Here is an 18,201-nt window from a genome sequence, read left to right as displayed (position 1 = left end):
GCCCCTCGCCCACCCCCTCGTCGGGTATGCGGCCCGAGGGCGGCCCCTCGCTGCCCTCGGCGCTGCTCTGCGACATGGACGGCACCCTGGTCGACACCGAACGCGACTGGCTGGCGACCCTCGCCGAGCTGCTGGCCGAGCATGGCGCCGACGCCGACGAGGCGGCCCTGGCGCCCTTCGCGGGGCTGCCGGTGGACGGTGCGGCCGAGCTGGTCGCCCGCCGCTCGGGGCTGGCCGCCGAGACGGCACGCGCCCGGCTGGACGCGTCCTTCACGGCACGGGTGCGCGCCGGGGTGACGGTGCAGCCCGGGGCGACGGCGCTGCTCGACAGTGCGCGGCGGCTGGGGATCCCTGTGGCGCTCGTCACGGCCTCCGAGCGGCCGGTCGCCGATCTGGTGCTGGCCACGCTGGGCCCGCACCGGTTCACCTGCTCGGTCGCGCACGGCGAGACCCCGCGCGGCAAGCCGCACCCCGACCCGTACCTGGCCGCGGCCCGGCTGCTGGGCGTCCCCGCGACCGCGTGCCTGGCCCTGGAGGACACCCCCACCGGCGCGGCCTCGGCGCGTGCCGCGGGGTGCCGGGTGGTCGCCGTACCGACCGTGGACGGCATCGAGGAGGCCCCGGGCACCCTCCTGCTGCGCTCGCTGCGGGAGGTCGACCTGAGGGCGCTCCCGCTGTCCTTCGGGGCGCCGGGCGCGTAGGGCCCGGCACCTGGCACGCCTGGTACGCCTGATACGCCCACACACGAAAAAGGCGGTCCCCCGCACGGGGGACCGCCTTTTGCTCGGAAATTCCAGAAGTCAGAGCTTCAGGTCTCCAGGGCTTACTTGCCCTTCGCCGCTTCCTTGAGCTTGGAGCCCGCCGAAACCTTGACGCTGTACCCGGCCGGGATCTGGATGGGGTCACCGGTCTGCGGGTTGCGCGCGGTGCGCGCCGCCCGGTGGGTGCGCTCGAAGGTGAGGAAGCCGGGGATGGTGACCTTCTCGTCGCCCTTGGCGACGACCTCGCCGACGGTCTCGGCGAACGCCGACAGGATCGCGTCGGCGTCCTTACGGGTCACCTCGGCACGCTCGGACAGAGCGGCCACCAGCTCACTGCGGTTCATAATTCGTACTCCCGTGTTCTTCTTGCCGATGAGGCGTGCCACGCGGCCGGAGCCGCATATCAGACACAGCGAAGCCGATGCTGCCAGGGCCCTCCGACAGTGCCCGGACCCGGGTCCGCCTTCGGGCCCGCGCGCCCCGTGGGGATATCCCCTGGACAAGGTCCGCGTTCGGGGTCTCCCCCTCGGACAAGTCCTTGGGAATGCATCCTGCCCCTACCTGCGGCGGGAAAGCCAATCCGGCGTCATCCGGTGCTCCCCGCAACCCTAGAGGGCCCGCCCGAGTGAACCCCCACCCGACGCGCCGAGCCGGGCCCCGCCTCACGCGGATCCCGGAGCCCTCAGGAATGGGCCGGAGCCTTGGGGGACTCACCCTCGGCGACGGCGGCGTTGCGGACGGCGCCGGCGACCGCGCCGGAGACCTTCTCATTGAAGACGGACGGAATGATGTAGTTCGGATTCAGCTCGTCCTCGCCGACCACGTCGGCGAGGGCCCGCGCAGCGGCCAGCATCATCGCGTCGTCCACGGTCCGCGACTGCGCGTCCAGCAGCCCGCGGAAGACGCCCGGGAAGACCAGCACGTTGTTGATCTGGTTCGGGAAGTCCGACCGCCCGGTGGCCACCACGGCCGCCGTCTCCCGCGCAGCGGCAGGGTCCACCTCAGGGTCCGGATTGGCGAGCGCGAACACAATGGCACCGTCCGCCATCTTGGCGATGTCCGACCCGTCCAGCACATTCGGCGCGGAGACGCCGATGAACACGTCGGCGCCGACCACGACCTCCTTGAGGGTGCCGGTGTGCCCCTCGGGGTTGGTGTTGTCGGCGACCCACCGCATCGGCGAGCCCTCCTCCGCATCCGCCAGGTCCTTGCGGCCCGCGTGCACCACGCCGTGGATGTCGGCGACGACGGCGTGCTTGACGCCCGCCTCCAGCAGCAGCTTCAGGATCGCCGTACCGGCGGCGCCGGCCCCGGACATCACCACGCGGACGTCCTCGATCCGCTTGTCCACCACGCGCAGCGCGTTGTAGAGCGCGGAGAGCACCACGATGGCGGTTCCGTGCTGGTCGTCGTGGAAGACGGGGATGTCGACGGCCTCCCGCAGCCGCGCCTCGATCTCGAAGCAGCGGGGCGCCGAGATGTCCTCGAGGTTGATGCCGGCGAAGCCCGGCGCGAGCGCCTTGACGACCTCCACGATCGTGTCGGTGTCCTGGGTGTCCAGGCAGATCGGCCAGGCGTCGATCCCGGCGAAGCGTTTGAAGAGGGCCGCCTTGCCCTCCATGACCGGCAGCGCGGCCTGCGGGCCGATGTTGCCGAGGCCGAGCACCGCGGAGCCGTCGGTGACGACGGCGACGCTGTTGCGCTTGATGGTCAGCCGCCGCGCGTCCTCGGGGTGCTCGGCGATCTGCGTACAGACGCGGGCCACACCGGGGGTGTAGATCATCGAGAGGTCGTCGCGGTTGCGAATGGGGTGCTTGGCGGACATCTCGATCTTGCCGCCGAGGTGCATCAGGAAGGTCCGGTCCGAGACCTTGCCGATGCTGACGCCCTCGATGGTGCGCAGCTGGTCCACGATCTCGTCGGCGTGCGCGGTGGAGCTGGCCGCGATCGTCACGTCGATCCGCAGCCGCTCGTGGCCCGACGCGGTGACGTCGAGGCCGGTGACCGAGCCGCCAGACGACTCCACGACGGTGGTGAGCTGACTGACCGCCGTCCCGCCCGCGGGGACCTCCAGACGGACCGTCATCGAGTAGGAGACGCTTGGCGCCATTGCCGACTTCCCTCTGCTTTCCCTTGTCACGTTGTGCACGTGGGCACGCGTGGCCGCAGTTCTTACGGCCTGCAACGCGCCACGTCAACAGATCGTCCCACCTACCCCCCGGTACGCGGTAACGCGTCCGCGGATTCGGAAACCGTATTCCACCATACGAGAGATCACGAGAGATTGTCAGCGGCGGGCGGGAGGTCTCTCCGTCGTTCCCCCGGAAGAAAAACGTCCTCAATTCCCCTGAAACGACATGAAACCGGCTTAAGATCAGCCCGCACACATGCCTCTGCATCACAGGAGACCCGCAACATGGTTCAGGGCACGGTCAAGTGGTTCAACGCCGAGAAGGGCTACGGCTTCATCGCACAGGAAGGCGGCGGGCCGGACGTCTTCGTGCACTACAGCTCGATCGACAGTGAGGGATACCGCAGCCTGGAGGACGCCCAGCGCGTCGAGTTCGAGATCACCCAGGGCCGCAAGGGCCCGCAGGCCGACGGTGTACGCGTGGTCGGCTGACCACACGGAAACACACAGAGAGGGCTCCCGCCGTCCGGCAGGAGCCCTCTCCCATGAATCTCACGTATGAGCGACACCGACCCGCCAGCTCGCCTCGCGGCAAGTGGGCGCTCGAAGCGCCAATGGTTGGGCCCGGGGGCATGGATCGGGCCGGTGCCACACCCAGGCTAACAAACCGCCTCCGCCCGCGATTCCCGCTACGGAAGAGGCTTTACAGCCCCTGGTCCGGCAGACATTCAGCCCTCACTCCCGCAGCAGGTCGGGCACCCCGTCCCCGTCGGGAAGATCCGGCGAAGCACTCAGCACGAGAAGCCGCTGCGTCGCCCTCGTGAGGGCGACGTACAGCACCCGCAGCCCCGCGGGCGACTCGTCCGCGATCTCCGCGGGCGAGACGACGAGCGCCGCGTCGTACTCCAGCCCCTTCGCCTCCAGGCTGCCCAGCGCGACCACCCGCTCCCCCAGACCCGCCAGCCACTCGCGCACCTCGCCCCTGCGCCGCATGGCGACGACGACGCCCACCGTGCCCTCGACCTCCGCGAGGAGCCGCGCTGCGCTCTCCCGTACCGAGGCCCCCAGGTCGTCGCCCGCGACGGCGAAGGACGGCTCGATGCCGGTGGAGCGTACGGCGCGGGGCGGCGCGACGCCGGGCATGGCCAGCGCGAGGACCCGGTCGGCGAGGACGGCGAGCTCGGCGGGGTTGCGGTAGTTGACGGTCAGTTCGAAGCGTCGCCTGGGCCGCTTCCCCAGCGCCTCGTCGCGCGCTGCCGCGGCCTCGTCGGGATCGGTCCAGGAGGACTGGGCCGGGTCGCCCACGACGGTCCAGGTGGCGTGCCGGCCGCGGCGCCCGACCATCCGCCACTGCATCGGCGTGAGGTCCTGCGCCTCGTCCACGATGACGTGCGCGTACTCGGTACGTTCCGTACGCTCCTGGGCCCGGCGCTCGCGTCGGCCGCCGCCGTCCCGGTCGGCTGCGGTGGTCAGCTCCTCCAGCCCGGTGAGCTGGTCCAGCGGATCGAGCTCGCGTTTCCTGGGGCGCGCGGGGGCGCCCAGCAGGGTGCGCAGCTCGTCCAGGAGCGCGATGTCGTGCACCGACAGCGGGCCCTCGCCCTGTACGGACAGCCGCGCGGCCAGGGCGCGGGCCAGCGTGCGCACCTCGCCGGGCCGCAGCACGCGCCGCGACCAGCGGGCCAGCCGCGCCTCGTCCGTCATGGCGCCCAGCACCTGCCGCGGGGTCAGCTCCGGCCACCAGGCGTCGAGGAAGGCGGCGAAACCGTCCTCACCGGCGATGTCCTCGTCGAAGCCCTGCCGCGCCTCGGCGGCCAGCTCCGGGTCCTCGTACCGACGCCGCGCCCCCGACTTCTCCCACAGCGCGTCCAGCAGCAGTTTCCGCGCGCGGGGCCGCATCAGGTTGACGGGCGCCGTACCGCCGAGGACCTGCTGGCGCACGGCGGCCAGCTCCTCGGCGTCCAGCTCGACGCGGCTGCCGAAGGCCACCACCCGCAGCCGCTCCGGCACCGGCGTACGCAGCCCCAGGTCGAGCGCCCCGCGCGCCGCCTTCCGCAGCACCTTCAGCATCCGCGCCGAGCCTTTGATCCGGGCGACGCTCTGCGCGTCGTACGTCGTCGCCTCGGCGCCGGCCGTCTCCTCGGCCAGCGAGCCGAGCGCACGGATGGCCACCTGCCCCTCCTCGCCCAGCGACGGGAGTACCCCTTCCGTGTACGAGACGAGCAGCGGGGTCGGCGAGACGATCAGGATCCCGCCCGCGTACCGGCGCCGGTCCTGGTAGAGGAGATAGGCGGCACGGTGCAGCGCAACGGCCGTCTTGCCGGTCCCCGGTCCGCCCTCGACCTCGGTGACGGAGGCGGCGGGAGCGCGGATCACCTCGTCCTGCTCGGCCTGGATGGAGGAGACGATGTCCCGCATGGTGTGGCTGCGGGCCTGGCCGAGCGCGGCCATCAGCGCCCCGTCCCCGACCACGGCCAGCTCTTCGCCGCCCAGCCGGGCCTTCAGCTCGGGGCGCAGCAGATCGTCCTCGACGCTGAGCACCCGGCGGCCCTTGCTGCGGATGACGCGGCGGCGTACGACCCGGCCGGGGGCCACCGGGGTGGAGCGGTAGAACGGCGCGGCGGCCGGCGCCCGCCAGTCGATGACCAGCGGCGCGTAGTCGGCGTCCAGCACGCCGAGCCGCCCGATGTGCAGCGTCTCGACGATGTCGGCGCGCTGTTCCCCGCCCTCGTGGCGGACGGCCCCGTCGGCCGGCTCCACGGAGGTGTAGGCACCGTCGGGACCGCGCTCCCCCGTCTTCCCCTCCAGCAGATCGATCCGGCCGAAGAGGAAGTCCTCGAACTCGCTGTTGAGCCGATTGAGGTGAATCCCGGCCCGGAACACCTGCGCGTCCCGCTCGGCGAGCGCCCCAGGGGTGCCCACCTGCGCGCGCTTGGAGGCGTCATCCATGAGGAACTCGGCCTCGTGGATCTTCTCCTCCAGCCTCCGGTACACCCGTTCGAGATGCCGTTGCTCCGCGTCGACCTCACGGTCACGGACGGTCTCTGGCTCCGCTCTGTACTGCGCGTTCAACGCGGCGGCCCCCTTCTGCGTTCCCTAGGGCAGCCGTCAACCGTACGCGATTCCGCTACGCGGAGCGGCGCTGGAATGGGGACGGCGCCCAATGGTTGCCCCGCCGGGGGCAGCGGAACGTGCACAGCCGGATCACGGAGCCCACGGCAGCCGTACTGCCTCGGCCTCCCCATCGCTCAGCAGCGCCGCCACCAGTTCCGAGGGGCCGACCACCTTCGTCGCCCACAGGTCGTAGTCGGTGCACAGCACCCAGGAACGATCCGCTGCCCACAGATTCGAGGGGCTGAACTCGACCTCGGGGTTGTCGTACAGCGTCTCGGAGTCGCCGAGTCTGCCCGCGCGTACGTGGGGGTCACCGAAGTCGAAGTCCTGGAGCAGCAGCGGGTTGTAGTAGGCCAGACACTCGGTTTCGGGGCCCGCGGGGCTGTACTCGGTCAGGATCCGGACCAACCGGTTCCAGGTCGGCCGGTCCAGGCTGCCCTCGGTCGGCGGGCGAATCGACAGTGGCCAGCTCCCGTGCTTCTTGGCCGACGGAAAGCACCGGTACGACGGCAGCAGCCCCTCAGGCACCACGGGATCACCGACCCGCCCAGCCAACTCGGCCCAGCGCAGCCGCCGCCACCCTGACCCGGGATGCTCGGCTCGCCCAAGACCACCCCCGGTTGCGACCGCCATCTGGGAGAGGTCGATACCCCCTACGACCTCAGGCTCGGCGACCCCATCCGCCACGGCGGCCCGCCAACACTCGTCGTACGACACCTCCGCCGAGCGATCCTCGTGCTCGTACATCGCGTTGAGCACCCACACGGAGTCGGGCATCGCCGGCGCCAGAAACCCGGTGGTTCCGTCCCCGGCCAACTCCCGCAGCCAGTCGACCTCGTGGGATGAGGCCAATGGCCACCTGCCCAAATCCTGGTAGCTGGTCATCCACCCAGAAGCCCAACATCAACCTGCCGTCTCATGGAAGCGTCGGCTTCTCACATCCATGCAATGCGGCCATATCCGACCCGAACGCTTTCAGCATGTCCCTCTCGAAGTCAGCACTCACCTTGAGCCGGTCACCCTCACCGAGTCCCATACTCGCGGCGGTGAAGAGTGCCGCCTGTTCCCCGCCAGGACACTCTGCGCTGGCCCAGGCCCAGCCTCCGTCTTTCTTGTCGCGGCCGGCTTTACCCTGCACTTCACCCAAAACGCTGCCGGAAGAGCGGTAGCCCTGGGCGAGCGGACCACTCAAGGTTGACAACCGGTACACCTTTTTGCCCTTGTCATTGACAAGAAGGCAATCCTGACTCGGGGCTTCCTCGACCGATTCCGAACCGATGGCCTGCGTTATGCCCCATTTCTTGGCAGCCGAAGCAAGTTGTCGCATACTACGGCACGTCCCCTTCGCCTCGGACAGCGGCTCCGGGTGACTCCTGATCGGGTCAGCAGGCGCTCTGCGGATTTTTTTGCCAATCTGGGCTCCACACCCCCACCGCTTATCCGCTTCCTTACTCATTGAAGCAGCCGCCTGAGCCAGCCTGAGCCTCTCACCCTTACTCTCGGAGAAGTAGGTGTCCGTGTCAGAGAACAACGACTTGATATTGAGCAGCAAATAATCCTGTCGCCCGGAGCTGCACTTGAGCACCACAGTGGCATGTGCGGTTCCTGGACTCTCCACAGTCAAAGTTCCTGGCCACTTCGCGCCCAACGGGGAAGAAATATCTCCCGTGAACAAATTGTCATGCAGAGTCTGCTCGAGAACCTGTGGAGCAAATTCAGAGGACCCCACCGAAAATGTCACATACCGTGACCGGTCCTCTGCTCTGGCTCCACACTCCACCGGCAGCCCACCAGTTTGAGGAAAGTCATCATTACCGGCCCTGACGCTCTTTATTTCCCCATCACCGATAGCCGCACGAGCAGTTTCTTCCCGAACCACCCCTTTGCATAGCGCCTTGAATCCTCCGCCTTTTGTCTGCCGAGCCACCAGAACCGCTCCGGCTATGACGCAGCAGAAGACGATGAAGGACGCCACCACCACATGTTTGCGTTGCAACGTTCGCCCTCCGCCTCGCTACTGCAGATACTGGGTCGCTTCCCGGCGTGCGTCATTGCGCTGTCCCATGGCCTCGCGAGCCTTCAAAGTGCTCACGCTGGAGTCGTCGTCGTCATACCCGGAAGATGTGGCCCATTGATTCACCATGCTGCGGATTTGGAAGTCCGAGGACAGCCACAGCTTGGTATTCCTTTCGTTGAGTGCTTTCCGCACAGCCGCACTATCCTCGTTTGCATCGTTCCAGGCCCAAGTATCGACCCATCGCTGCAATGGGTCTCCCACGCCACCTTTCACAGGGGTCACAAGCCCACCGATGACATGGTATTTGATTTTCGCCTTCCACTGAATTTTGTCGAGATCCTCACTGGCTTTGTCGCCGACGATATCTTCCTTGATCGCCTCCATTGTACCCATTCCAGCACCAGCGCGCCGCATCTGGTCAACCACATCCTTGTTCGTCGTAGTCAAACCCTCAGGCAATTCAGCTATACCCTGATGGATTTGCGCGCGCTCTGCATCATAAATCTTCGAGTAGGCATCAGGGGACTCCGAAACTCCCCTCATGACACGAATGAGTTTCTCCGGGCTGGCAGATAGTTGGGCATCCTTTTCAGGACCACTCACAGGGAGATCGTCTCGGATATTATCTGCACTGTACAAACTCTTGTGAGTGTCGGGCGCATAATCAGCCAATGCATTTGCTACGGGCTCCTGGAGATTAGGATGAATCGCTCCTCCCCCTTGACCAGGATCCAAAAGTTCGATCGCCCGGTTCATAACCCTGGCTTCTGCACTAGTATGCGCAGCATGAAGAGGGGCTGGCTTTTTGACGTCCTGCGGCTGCTCGCCTGTGGCTCCAGCCTCCAATGCATGAGCAAGCCCTTGCCGCGAGCTACTGGTCTCCTTGTCCGGGTCGACCCCGTCCGGATTCACAGGGCCTCCGTCCACGTTCTTCCAGTCCCTGTCACCCAGTAGGTACGAAAGATTTCCGTCCTTGCCATGATCGCCTTCCGGGTCGAGATACTCCGTCGCGACCTCGGGCTGCCTTGACATCACCTCCAGGAGTTTGTCATAGGGGTCGTTGGCAAAGTGTGCGTACTCCTTGCGGTCGAAATTGCCTTGCAGATCCCAAATATCCGGGTCACCACCCCGGTCCACGTCCTCAGCGTCGCGGATAGCATCAGCCGTATCGGTCAGGAACTGCTTGCCATAGTCGTCGTCTCCGCGTTGCATAAGGGAGACGAGGCTTTGATAGCCGCGGGCCGGCCCGGGCCCCGGAGCGTCCCCGGGATCCTTGGTCAACAATTTCATGTCGTATTTCTCCAGGCCAGCCCTGCGCATTCCCGTCTGAAAATTCTTGTAGAATTCTGTTTTCGGATCCTTGGTAGCGGAAGCGAGGTTCACGGCAAGACCCTTGTCCAAAGACAGATAGGATTTCTTGTGGTCCTTGTCGTCGGCGTAGGCGAGGTCATCGAGACGGTTGTGGGTCTTGATGAGACCTTCCGGGCCTCCGAGGGAGTTGATCAGCGTGCGACTGAAACCCGGCTCGTCATCGAATCCACGGGCCAGCATGCTGGCCTCCTGTAGATCTTTGAGTGACGGAGTCTTGCCATCCCTGATGGCCTTGTACGTCTTGGCGGCGCGCTTCGCGCTGTTCTTCACCGCCTCGTCGCCGATAGCACCATTGAACCCGTTGGGGATGGTTTTTTCCGGATCATTGGGGTCCGCCATGAATACTGCTTTCAGGGCGGCGTCAGCCTCCTGTGTTTCCCTGACGGCTTTCTTGATCGCCTCGTTCCATTTTTCCTCGGCCACCGTCTGAGCCCGCTTGTCTTCGCGGTATGCATCAGCGACCTTCTTGCCCTTCTTCTCCTCGACCTTGTCGAGGTTCATCGTGCATCGGCCGCGGGAGTCAACTTCCATGCCCGCGTCCCGGGCTTCGTCGCGGACGCGCTTCACAGCCTTCTTGTGCGCCTCGAGAGTTGCGTGAGCAAGTCGGAACAGCGCTGCCACGCCCTGGGCTTCGCCCTTGGCCTGGTCGTACTCGTCCGCTGTTTTCCGTCCCCACTGCCCGAATACCTTTGCTGCCGCGCCCTGCCAACTGTCGGCATCCACGGCTGCCCGGACGTGATCTCTGTAGTGACCGCCCAGAGTTCCAAATTTCTTGCCCATGGAGTCCCAGGACTTGGCGGCCGTCTCCAGGGAGCTGAAGTCCGCGTGAATGATGTCGTCATAGGTGATCGTCATGCCTCTGCCCCCTCAGAGTTTGTCGAGTCCGCTCTTGGGCCGAAGCTGCGGGCTTGCCGAGTCCGTAAAACCGGTTCTCATGCTGTTGACGCTTTTCGCATTGACGACGTCGATACCGGTGAGGACCTTGTTGACGTCCAGCAGTGCTTCGCGCTCGTGCGACAACATCCGGGTGAGGTGCTTGTGATGCTTGCGCCAGACCGTCAGACGGTGACGTATCCCGGTCCACACCTCCCAGCCGTGCAGTTTCCCGCGCACCGTCGTGGGGCTCTGTGGATTTCCCGTCAGATCCTCGGTGTCGCCGTCCGCCTTCGAGCCGGCCTTCTGTGTCTCCGGGCCCAAGGTCTCCTGAATGTAGCGTGCCGCGGCTCTCTTCTTCGACTCCGAGTTCACCAAGTCGGAGTTCTGCGGCAGGTGCCCTCCCGGCTTCATTCCCGGGCTAGAACTCCTGCCCGGCTCTGCGTTTCCCCCCATGGCTCCGCTCCCCCTCCTCGCGTGCGGACGGCGTGCTGCTCTCCCGGGGCGCAGCAGGCGTCATCCTCTGTCTCGGTATGCCCCGCAGAAGCGGCCTTTCAGCACCCAGCCGTCCGGTAAAACGTTCCCCAAAGCTAACAGGAGACATTACCGACCGCTACCGGAGCAAGCGGAGAGTGAGGGTTGTCCTGATAAGCCGTACCGGATCTTCACCCCAGGTGCTTCTCGATCAGGTCGGCGGCGTGGGAGGCGCCGCCGGTCGTGTGGAGGGTTTGGTGCATGGTGTGGAGGGCGGTGTGGGTGGTGGGGTCGGTGGTGAGGTGGGTGACGGTGCTCAGGAGTTCGGTGGGGGTGAACGTGTCGCGGTCCAGGCGGGTGCCGAGGTGCAGTTGCTGGACGCGGTCGGCGTTGAGGGACTGTTCCGGGGTGTGGGGGAGGGTGACCAGAGGGACGCCGTAGTGGAGGGATTCCAGTACGGAGTTCATGCCCGCGTGGGAGACGAACGCGGAGGCATGGCGGAGCACTGCCAGTTGGGGGGACGCCGGCGCACCTCGACCATGGGCGGCAGCGGGCCCAGCTCCGCGGGGACCGTGTCGCCCACCGTCATCGCCACCTGCCAGGGGTGTCGGCGAAGGCGGCGACGCAGCGGCGGTAGAAGTCCGGGCTGCCGGTGGCGACCGAGCCCAGTGAGATGTAGACCAGCGGGGCGTACGGATCGCGCGGCTCCCAGCGCTCGGCCCGCTCCCGCGCGCCCATCGAGAGGCCGACGAAATGGTGGCGGGCGTCGAAGCTGTCGCCGTACGGCTGGAAGGCGCGCGGTACGAACACCAGGTTGAGGGCGGTGGCGGGCTCGCCCAGGGGGTCGACGCGGTCGGCGGCCACTCCGTACGTACGGGAGAAGGCCGCGCGGTCGGCCGTGAGGGCTTCCATGGCCGGGCGTTCGGCCCTCAGGGCCTGCGTCAGCTGCTCGTCCAGGGAGAACGTCTCGTTCGAGGCGAAGTGCGGGACGAGGCGGATCGCCGGGATGCCCAGGTCCTCCGCCGCCACCCGCGCGGGCCAGTTGGTGGTGCCGAAGCAGACCGCGTCCGGCGGCTCGGCCGCGCACCGGTCCCGGAGCATCGGGTACGTCTTCGTCATCGCGGCGAAGTAGTGCCGAGCCACGCCCCCATGACCTCGGGACCGATGTGCGATGGCGGCGTGAACGGCTCCAGCGCGGGCAACTCCACCCACTCTGCGCCCCTTCGGTCACGGTCTCGGCGTGCTCCGCGCCGGTCGCGTACTCCACCCGGTGCCCGCGCCGCGCCAGCTCCTCCACCAGCGGCACCGTCGGATTGACGTGCCCGCTTCCGGCCAGCGCGACGAACAGCAGACGCTTCTTCGGCTGCGCCGGCTTCGGCCACTCCCGCTTCGACTGCGCCGACTTCAACTGCTCCCGCTTCGACGTATTCGGCATGGGGGGTGACCGTACGGCAGGCCCGGGTGGAGCGGCCGGTGAGAATCGGGGCATGTTCGAGGTTCTGCCGGGGGTCGGTCTGCGGCTGCCCGGTCGCGCGGGCGCGCTGCGGTTCGGCATGGGTGAGCGCGCCGCCCAGTGGGCCGTCGCCACGCTCGCAGACGTGCGGGAGGGTTGGGTCTGCGGGGCGGGGTGGGCCTTCGGTGCGCGGTACGAGGGGCTGGCCCTGGAGGTGCACGGTGACACCTGGGACCGCAACGGCTGGTACGCGGACGGGGCTGGGCTCGCCACCCTCACCCTGACCGCCGAGTGGCCCCCCGCGGCGTGCCCCGTCGTACTCGGCGACATCGATCTGTTCTGCCACCCCGCCGCCGAGGTGCGGGCCGCGCTCCCGCGCCCCCTCCCACCAGGTGTCCGGCTCCATCCGGCCCCCGGCGGCCGGTACTTCGGCGCCGTACACCTGGCCCCCGGTCCGGTGTGAGCCGCGACGGCGCTACGCCGAGTTCGACGCGGGCTCCCTTCCCATCATGTGCAGCAGTCGCGCCTGCGCGGACGCATCCGGTGCGGGGGCGGGGCCGTCCGGCGCGGCGAAGAAGCGGTGGGTGGTGTCGGCGGCGGTGGGGGTCTCCGGCAGACCGGCGTAGATCTCGGTCACGTTCGCGGTGATCCACGAGACGAGCCCGCTGTCCAGCGTCTCGTCACCGTCCACCGCCCGTGCGAGGTCCCAGGTGTGCACGGTGTTGTCGGTGGTGCGTACGGCAAGCGCCTGCGCCCCGCGCACCTCGCCCAGGGGATAGTCCAGCACCCTCTGGAGGGCACCGGGGCGCCCGAACGCCTCGGCGCACTCCCGTACGGAGGCGGCGTACGCGGCCACCGCGTCCGTACCCAGCGCGTCGGCGTCCCGCAGCCGCAGGAAGTCGGCCGCGCTGCCGCCGGTCACCAGCGCCACGTAGTTGAGGTTGCCCCGCGTCACATGGTTCACCAACTGGCGTACGTTCCATACGGAGCACGGTGTCGGCCAGCACCACTGTTCCGGCCTGACCGCCCCCAGTCTCCGTTCGAACTCGGCACTGGAGAGGACGAACCGGTCGATGATGCCGTCGAAAGCGCTGGTCATGTGCCCCAGCCTGCGGGACGGCACCGTCCCGGCACCGGCGGATTTCGGACACTCAACTGGCACGGCACCCCGCGAATTCCGCCCACACCACTTTTCCCGGGTTCCGCTCTCCCACTCCCCACTTATCCGCCAGCATTTCGACGAGCAGCAATCCACGGCCGGATTCCGCGTCGTCGCCGGCGGACGACAGCTGCGGAGTTCCGTCCCCGCTGTCGTGCACCTCAATTCGCAACAGTCCGTCATTCTCTAGCCAGAGCATGACCCGGAATCCACGGCCCGGCGGCACCCCGTGCAGCAGTGCGTTGGTCGCCATCTCGCTGACGCACAGCAGTACGTCGTCGCAGCGTGCGCGGGCCTCCCAGTCGCCGAGCGCCGCCCCGACGAACGCCCGTGCCCGGGGAATGGAGCGCCGCTCCCGACGGTAGAAGTGCTCCCGGAAATGGGGGAGATGAGTTTCGCGGTTCATATGAGAACCCTCGCGTCCCCTGGTTACGCTCAACACCGGTTCCGCTCGTACAGATTCGTTGTACGGGTTCAGTACCGGTCGACCCCGGGCCGGTTGGGGGAGAGACACGGTCATGTCATCCAAGAAGCGCAAGAAGAACGCCTCCGCCATGAAGATGGTGGGCCAGATCCTCGCCAACTACCGCCAGGCCGCGGGCTACACGCAACGGACCCTGGCCCTGCGCGTGTGTGTGGACGAGGACACCATCGCCTCGATCGAGCAGGGCCGACGCCCCCTGAAGAGCGATCTTGCCGAACAGTTGGACGAGATCCTCGATACGAAGGGGGCGCTGGCGATCGCGGTCAAGTTCATGCCGGAGATGGACAAGTACCCCTTGTGGGCCGAGGAGTTCATCGACCGGGAGCAAGAGGCTGTCGCCATCGACTGGTTCGAGAACCAGGTGATCCCGGGTCTGCTGCAGACCGAGGACTACGCCCGAGCCGTCTTCCGGAGCAAGGAGCCGCCGCTGGAGCCGGACGAGATCGAAGTCCAGGTCGCCGGGCGGATGGCCCGGCAGGCCATCTTCCAGCGGAAGGTCCCGCCCTCCGCGAGCTTCATCATCTCCGAAGCCGTACTCATGGACCGGCTGGGCGGGGACGCGGTGCGCCGGGAACAGCTTCGCCGCCTGCGGCAGGACGCGGATACGCCCGGCATCTCGATCCAGATCATGCCGCTGGGGCGGGAGACGCATGCGGGGCTCGCAGGGCCTTTCATTCTGCTTGAGACCCCGGACTTCGAACACCTTGGCTACGTTGAGACGCAGCGCGGCAGCATGCTGGTCTCGGAGCCTGGTGAGGTCAGCATCCTCGTACGGAAATATGCGATGCTGCGGACACAGGCTCTCAACGTCGAGGACTCCAAGAGCCTGCTGGACCGGCTGCTAGGAGAGGCATGAGAGAAGCACAGTCCACACCCGGCACCGACAACTTGGCGTGGTTCAAGTCCAGCTACAGCAGCGACGAGGGCGGCGCATGCCTCGAAGTCGCATACGACTGGCGCAAGTCCAGCTACAGCAGCGAGCAAGGCGGCGCCTGCGTGGAGGTCGCCGCCTGCACCGACGCCCCAGCCATCCACGTCCGCGACTCCAAGGTGCCCACCGGCCCCACCCTCACACTCTCACCCACCGCTTGGGCGTCGTTCACGGCGTACGCCGCAAAGCGGGGCTGAAAAGCAGAGGCGGCCCTTTCTGTCGGCCTCGCCGCATGGCGGGCGAGGCCGGCGGAAAGGGCCGCCTCCGTACTAGCACGCCGCCGTGTTCGTGTTGATGTCGAGAATCTCGTTGCGAAAATCGAACTTGACGTAGCTCTTGGTCATTGCCGGGATGGTGCGGCACTTGTAGAAGGGCGTGCTGCCGTCGTTGTAGAACTTGAAGGCGACCTTTTTACTGAACGTGCAGTGGCTGTTGTAGTAGACCTTGGTGGACGTCCAGCCGGTGCTCCACGAAAAGTTGATGTACGGAGACGGGCCGTACTTGTAGCACATGACGCTGTCCGTCCCCGAATTGGCCGCGTATGCAGGTGAGGGAATCAGGCTGAGAGCGAGGCCTGCGACTGCGACGGCGACTCCGGTGGACACGAGAGAGCGCATCATTTCCCCCTACGAAAGGTGCGGATCACCATGCGGCAACCCCCCCCAGGATGACCTCAACTAAAGTACCCATGACCTGGAAAGAGTCAAGCCTTCAGCAACTGCTGTGTGAATCGCGCACCATCCGTAGCCCGGCGCTTACTTGAAGAAGCCGATGACACCGAAGCCTTCCGGGCTTCAGCCCTCTCCCCCTCTACCCCGCGCCCCCAGGCGCGGAATTAGTGGACGACGTCGAACACATTCTTCTGCAGACCGTTGGCGTAGGCCTCGTGCTCGACGAGCTTCAGCTTCTGGGTGTCCTTGTCCGTGGTGCTGAACAGCCGCTTGCCTGCCCCGAGCAGGAGGGGGAAGACCAGCAGGTGGTAGCGGTCGATCAGGCCGGCGTCCGAGAGGGCCTGGTTCAGGGAGGCGCTGCCATGGAGGATGATCGGGCCGCCCTCCGTCTCCTTCAGCGCAGCGACGTCGTCGAGTGAGCGCAGGATCGTCGTCTCGCCCCAGTTCGAGACCAGTTCCTCCTCGGTGAGGGTGGTGGAGACGACGTACTTCGGCATCAGCTTGTAGTCGGCGAAGTCTTCCATGTCGGGCCACACCGGGCTGAACGCCTCGTAGCTGGTCCGGCCCATCAGCATCGCGGTGGCTTCCTGCTGCTCCCGGCCCTTGATCTCGAATGCCTCGGGAAGGAACTCGGTCTCCTTGAAGGTCCACCCGGCGTTCCGGTAGCCGGACTCGCCGCCGGGGGCCTCCACGACGCCATCGAGCGAGATGAACGCGGTGCTGATCAGAGTACGCATCTGGGGTTCCTCGGTGTCTCGTGTCCGGTTCGCAGCAGTTCCGGTCGGTGCCCGCGCCGACCGCATTCGCGGCCGCAGCGCACCAACCATGTGTTCTGACTGAGGATGACGGAGAAACTCATCGGTCATCCCGGCGATGCCCAGCGCGCTGGGCTCAGGACGCGGTGACGATCCAGACGGACCCGGGGGGATCCGAACGCCGTCGGCGGTCCCGAACTCCGTGAGGGCCTCGCGTACTTCGGCGCGTATACGGGCGACGGCCGCCGGTTCGGCATGGCGCAGGTTGTGGCGCGGCGGGCCCGTGGCCATGATGAAGTCGGCGGCGTCCGGCGCGTTGGCACCGAAGGTCATCGGAGCCTCGGCGGGGGTCACGTCGATGTCGGTGAACCCGGCGGCGGACAGGACGTGGCGGATGCGCGCGGGGTCGAGGAGCGACCCCATGCCGCGGGCAGCGGGTGAGGGCTCGCGCACGTAGGGCGACAGCGCGGCAGTCGCACGGGCGTAGGCGCTGTCCGGGCCGCCGGACTGAGGGCCGAGGATGGCGAGCCGGCCGCCCGGCACCAGCGCGTTCCTCAGGTGGGTGAAGGCCGCGATGTGGTCCGCGAGGAACATCACGCCGCCACGGCTGAGGATCACGTCGAACCCCGGCGCGGGGAACGGGCGCACCTGAGCGTCACCCCTCTGGGAGGTGACGTTGGCGGGACCGTCCCCCACGGCGTCCCAGTGGGCACGTTCCAGCACCGGCGCGGACAGGTCGATGCCCACGGCCTGTCCGCCGTACGCCTGCCACTCGTTTCCATGCCGCAGCCTGCTGACGGTGTGCACGGCTCTCCTACCTCCGCCGACCAGGGTCGCCGGATCATCGACGCGGTCAGTGCCCTCGTGGACGGGAGAGGGCACTGACCGGCCCAGGCGCGGCGAGCGGACCCGGCGAAGGTCCGGCGTTAAGTTCGGGCCGTATGACGGCTCCCCTTTACTACATCGACCGCTCGGACATCCGCGAGGGCAAGCTCGCGGATGTCAGGCGGGGCATGCATGACCTGGCCGCGTTCGTCGAGACGCGCGAGCCACAGCTGATCGCCTACCACTTCTGCATCGATGAATCCGAGTCCACGATGACCGTGGTGGCCGTGCACCCTGATTCGGGGTCGATGGAGCTGCACATGAAGCTGGGTGGGCCGAAGTTCCGCGACTTCGGGGCGCTGATCCGGATGCGTTCCATCGACGTGTACGGGGCACCGAGCCCGGCGGTGCTGGCACAGCTGCATCGGAAGGCCGAGATGCTGGGCGGCGGCACGGTGACTCTCCACACTGTGGAGGCGGGCTTCAGCCGACTGCCCTCCACGCCCGGACACTAGTGCTCCGAGTCGTCGATCCGGTGGGGCTCCAGAAGCTCCCGGTGCGGAGATCCCGTGGGTGCCGATCCCGCGGAGGCGCTTCTTTCCGCTGTTCCAGCTCTCCAAGTCACAAACTGCGGCTCGCCGAGAAATGAGCCGGCTACCCCGCCCGGCTGCGAGGTGGCGGGCCCTCGCAGGGGGGCGGCACTCTGTCGTCGGCCGATAACCCGATGCGTCCGGGGCCGGGCCCGCGTCATCCTCCTCCCATATGAACGAGAAGCGGCACGTCCGCGTTTCCAAGTACCTGGCGCGCCACCTGCGTCACGATCCCGCCCGGATCGGGGTCAGCCTCGACGCGCAGGGGTGGGCCGATGTCGAGGAGTTGCTGGCCGCCGCGACGGCGCACGGGTTTCCGCTCACCCGGGCGGAGCTGGAAGAAGTGGTGGCCCGCAATGACAAGCAGCGGTACGCGCTCTCGCCCGACCGCACCCGTATACGGGCCAACCAAGGGCACTCCGTGGACGTCGAGTTGGACCTCCCCGCGCTGGCGCCGCCGCCGGTGCTGTACCACGGCACCGTGCCCCGTGTCCTGGCGGCCATCCGCGCGGAGGGGCTGCGTCCCATGGCGCGGCATGCCGTGCATCTGTCGCCGGACCGGGCGACGGCGACCCGGGTGGGGGCGCGCCGGGGG

The 18,201-nt window shown here is 67.5% G+C and carries 20 protein-coding genes and 1 pseudogene; 7 read left to right on the top strand and 14 right to left on the bottom strand.

Features of this window, described 5'->3' with window-relative positions; translation table 11 throughout:
- Positions 1-26: 26 nt before the first annotated feature.
- A complete protein-coding gene (locus ITI46_RS25600; RefSeq protein WP_247746585.1) occupies positions 27-701 on the top strand; it encodes an HAD family hydrolase in 675 nt (224 codons plus the stop codon).
- A gap of 122 nt (positions 702-823) precedes the next feature.
- Here ITI46_RS25600 and ITI46_RS25595 read toward each other — a convergent pair whose 3' ends face one another.
- The gene (locus ITI46_RS25595) at positions 824-1,105 is read right to left on the bottom strand and encodes an HU family DNA-binding protein (RefSeq protein ID WP_016469244.1); all 282 of its coding nucleotides are present in this window, start codon (positions 1,103-1,105) and stop codon (positions 824-826) included.
- Between the two features lie 338 nt (positions 1,106-1,443).
- Positions 1,444-2,871 (bottom strand): NAD-dependent malic enzyme, encoded by a 1,428-nt coding sequence (locus tag ITI46_RS25590; protein WP_209242227.1) that lies wholly within the window; start codon positions 2,869-2,871, stop codon positions 1,444-1,446.
- 306 nt (positions 2,872-3,177) lie between these two features.
- Here ITI46_RS25590 and ITI46_RS25585 point away from each other — a divergent pair, with 306 nt between their 5' ends.
- Positions 3,178-3,384, top strand: coding sequence for a cold-shock protein (locus ITI46_RS25585; protein WP_209242225.1), 207 nt, complete (start codon positions 3,178-3,180; stop codon positions 3,382-3,384).
- Between the two features lie 243 nt (positions 3,385-3,627).
- Here the strand turns inward: ITI46_RS25585 and ITI46_RS25580 are convergent, their stop codons facing one another.
- From ITI46_RS25580 to ITI46_RS35050, 7 genes are all read right to left on the bottom strand, one after another.
- On the bottom strand, positions 3,628-5,961 hold the full coding sequence (locus ITI46_RS25580; protein WP_209242223.1) for a HelD family protein: 2,334 nt from the start codon (positions 5,959-5,961) through the stop codon (positions 3,628-3,630).
- A 132-nt stretch (positions 5,962-6,093) separates the two neighbouring features.
- On the bottom strand, positions 6,094-6,855 hold the full coding sequence (locus ITI46_RS25575) for a hypothetical protein (RefSeq protein ID WP_247746582.1): 762 nt from the start codon (positions 6,853-6,855) through the stop codon (positions 6,094-6,096).
- Between the two features lie 64 nt (positions 6,856-6,919).
- Positions 6,920-7,978, bottom strand: a complete 1,059-nt coding sequence (locus ITI46_RS25570; protein ID WP_209242219.1) for a hypothetical protein — start codon at positions 7,976-7,978, stop codon at positions 6,920-6,922.
- A gap of 39 nt (positions 7,979-8,017) precedes the next feature.
- Positions 8,018-10,246 (bottom strand): hypothetical protein, encoded by a 2,229-nt coding sequence (locus tag ITI46_RS25565; RefSeq protein WP_209242217.1) that lies wholly within the window; start codon positions 10,244-10,246, stop codon positions 8,018-8,020.
- Positions 10,247-10,258: 12 nt separating this feature from the next.
- Positions 10,259-10,678: a hypothetical protein gene (locus ITI46_RS25560; RefSeq protein WP_209242215.1), complete on the bottom strand. Its 420-nt coding sequence runs from the start codon at positions 10,676-10,678 to the stop codon at positions 10,259-10,261.
- Between the two features lie 251 nt (positions 10,679-10,929).
- The gene (locus tag ITI46_RS35055) at positions 10,930-11,205 is read right to left on the bottom strand and encodes a nucleotide disphospho-sugar-binding domain-containing protein (protein WP_247746581.1); all 276 of its coding nucleotides are present in this window, start codon (positions 11,203-11,205) and stop codon (positions 10,930-10,932) included.
- A gap of 118 nt (positions 11,206-11,323) precedes the next feature.
- Positions 11,324-11,881 carry a glycosyltransferase gene (locus tag ITI46_RS35050; protein ID WP_307808323.1) on the bottom strand — a complete coding sequence of 186 codons (558 nt, stop codon included), beginning with the start codon at positions 11,879-11,881 and terminating at the stop codon, positions 11,324-11,326.
- A 344-nt stretch (positions 11,882-12,225) separates the two neighbouring features.
- Here ITI46_RS35050 and ITI46_RS25550 point away from each other — a divergent pair, with 344 nt between their 5' ends.
- Positions 12,226-12,654 (top strand): hypothetical protein, encoded by a 429-nt coding sequence (locus ITI46_RS25550; RefSeq protein ID WP_209242213.1) that lies wholly within the window; start codon positions 12,226-12,228, stop codon positions 12,652-12,654.
- A 12-nt stretch (positions 12,655-12,666) separates the two neighbouring features.
- Here the strand turns inward: ITI46_RS25550 and ITI46_RS25545 are convergent, their stop codons facing one another.
- Positions 12,667-13,290 carry a TIGR03086 family metal-binding protein gene (locus tag ITI46_RS25545; protein ID WP_209242211.1) on the bottom strand — a complete coding sequence of 208 codons (624 nt, stop codon included), beginning with the start codon at positions 13,288-13,290 and terminating at the stop codon, positions 12,667-12,669.
- Between the two features lie 52 nt (positions 13,291-13,342).
- The gene (locus tag ITI46_RS25540) at positions 13,343-13,756 is read right to left on the bottom strand and encodes an ATP-binding protein (protein WP_209242209.1); all 414 of its coding nucleotides are present in this window, start codon (positions 13,754-13,756) and stop codon (positions 13,343-13,345) included.
- A 112-nt stretch (positions 13,757-13,868) separates the two neighbouring features.
- Here ITI46_RS25540 and ITI46_RS25535 point away from each other — a divergent pair, with 112 nt between their 5' ends.
- Complete coding sequence (locus tag ITI46_RS25535) at positions 13,869-14,690, top strand: helix-turn-helix domain-containing protein (protein WP_209242207.1); 822 nt, start codon at positions 13,869-13,871, stop codon at positions 14,688-14,690.
- Entirely contained in the window at positions 14,687-14,962 is a 276-nt protein-coding gene (locus ITI46_RS25530; protein ID WP_209242205.1) for a DUF397 domain-containing protein, read from the top strand. Before ITI46_RS25535 ends, ITI46_RS25530 begins: the two co-directional genes overlap by 4 nt.
- Before the next feature lie 72 nt (positions 14,963-15,034).
- Here ITI46_RS25530 and ITI46_RS25525 read toward each other — a convergent pair whose 3' ends face one another.
- From ITI46_RS25525 to ITI46_RS35040, 3 genes and pseudogenes are all read right to left on the bottom strand, one after another.
- Positions 15,035-15,370 carry a hypothetical protein gene (locus ITI46_RS25525; protein WP_307808322.1) on the bottom strand — a complete coding sequence of 112 codons (336 nt, stop codon included), beginning with the start codon at positions 15,368-15,370 and terminating at the stop codon, positions 15,035-15,037.
- A gap of 230 nt (positions 15,371-15,600) precedes the next feature.
- A complete protein-coding gene (locus ITI46_RS35045; protein ID WP_247746583.1) occupies positions 15,601-16,173 on the bottom strand; it encodes a dihydrofolate reductase family protein in 573 nt (190 codons plus the stop codon).
- Positions 16,174-16,770: 597 nt separating this feature from the next.
- Positions 16,771-16,914, bottom strand: a pseudogene (locus ITI46_RS35040) (class I SAM-dependent methyltransferase); the annotation flags it as partial.
- 218 nt (positions 16,915-17,132) lie between these two features.
- On the opposite strand from ITI46_RS35040, the gene ITI46_RS25515 reads away from it, so the two are divergent.
- Together ITI46_RS25515 and ITI46_RS25510 are read left to right on the top strand one after the other, a co-directional pair.
- Positions 17,133-17,531 (top strand): hypothetical protein, encoded by a 399-nt coding sequence (locus ITI46_RS25515; protein ID WP_209242199.1) that lies wholly within the window; start codon positions 17,133-17,135, stop codon positions 17,529-17,531.
- A 247-nt stretch (positions 17,532-17,778) separates the two neighbouring features.
- Positions 17,779-18,201, top strand: a 423-nt coding sequence (locus ITI46_RS25510) for an RNA 2'-phosphotransferase (RefSeq protein ID WP_209242196.1), incomplete at its 3' end; no start/stop codon positions are given.

The sequence above is a fragment of the Streptomyces oryzae genome (genome assembly GCF_017676365.1).
Taxonomy (GTDB): domain Bacteria; phylum Actinomycetota; class Actinomycetes; order Streptomycetales; family Streptomycetaceae; genus Streptomyces; species Streptomyces oryzae.
Note: the sequence above shows the minus strand (reverse complement) of the source record. Positions and strands in the feature narration are given on the sequence as shown.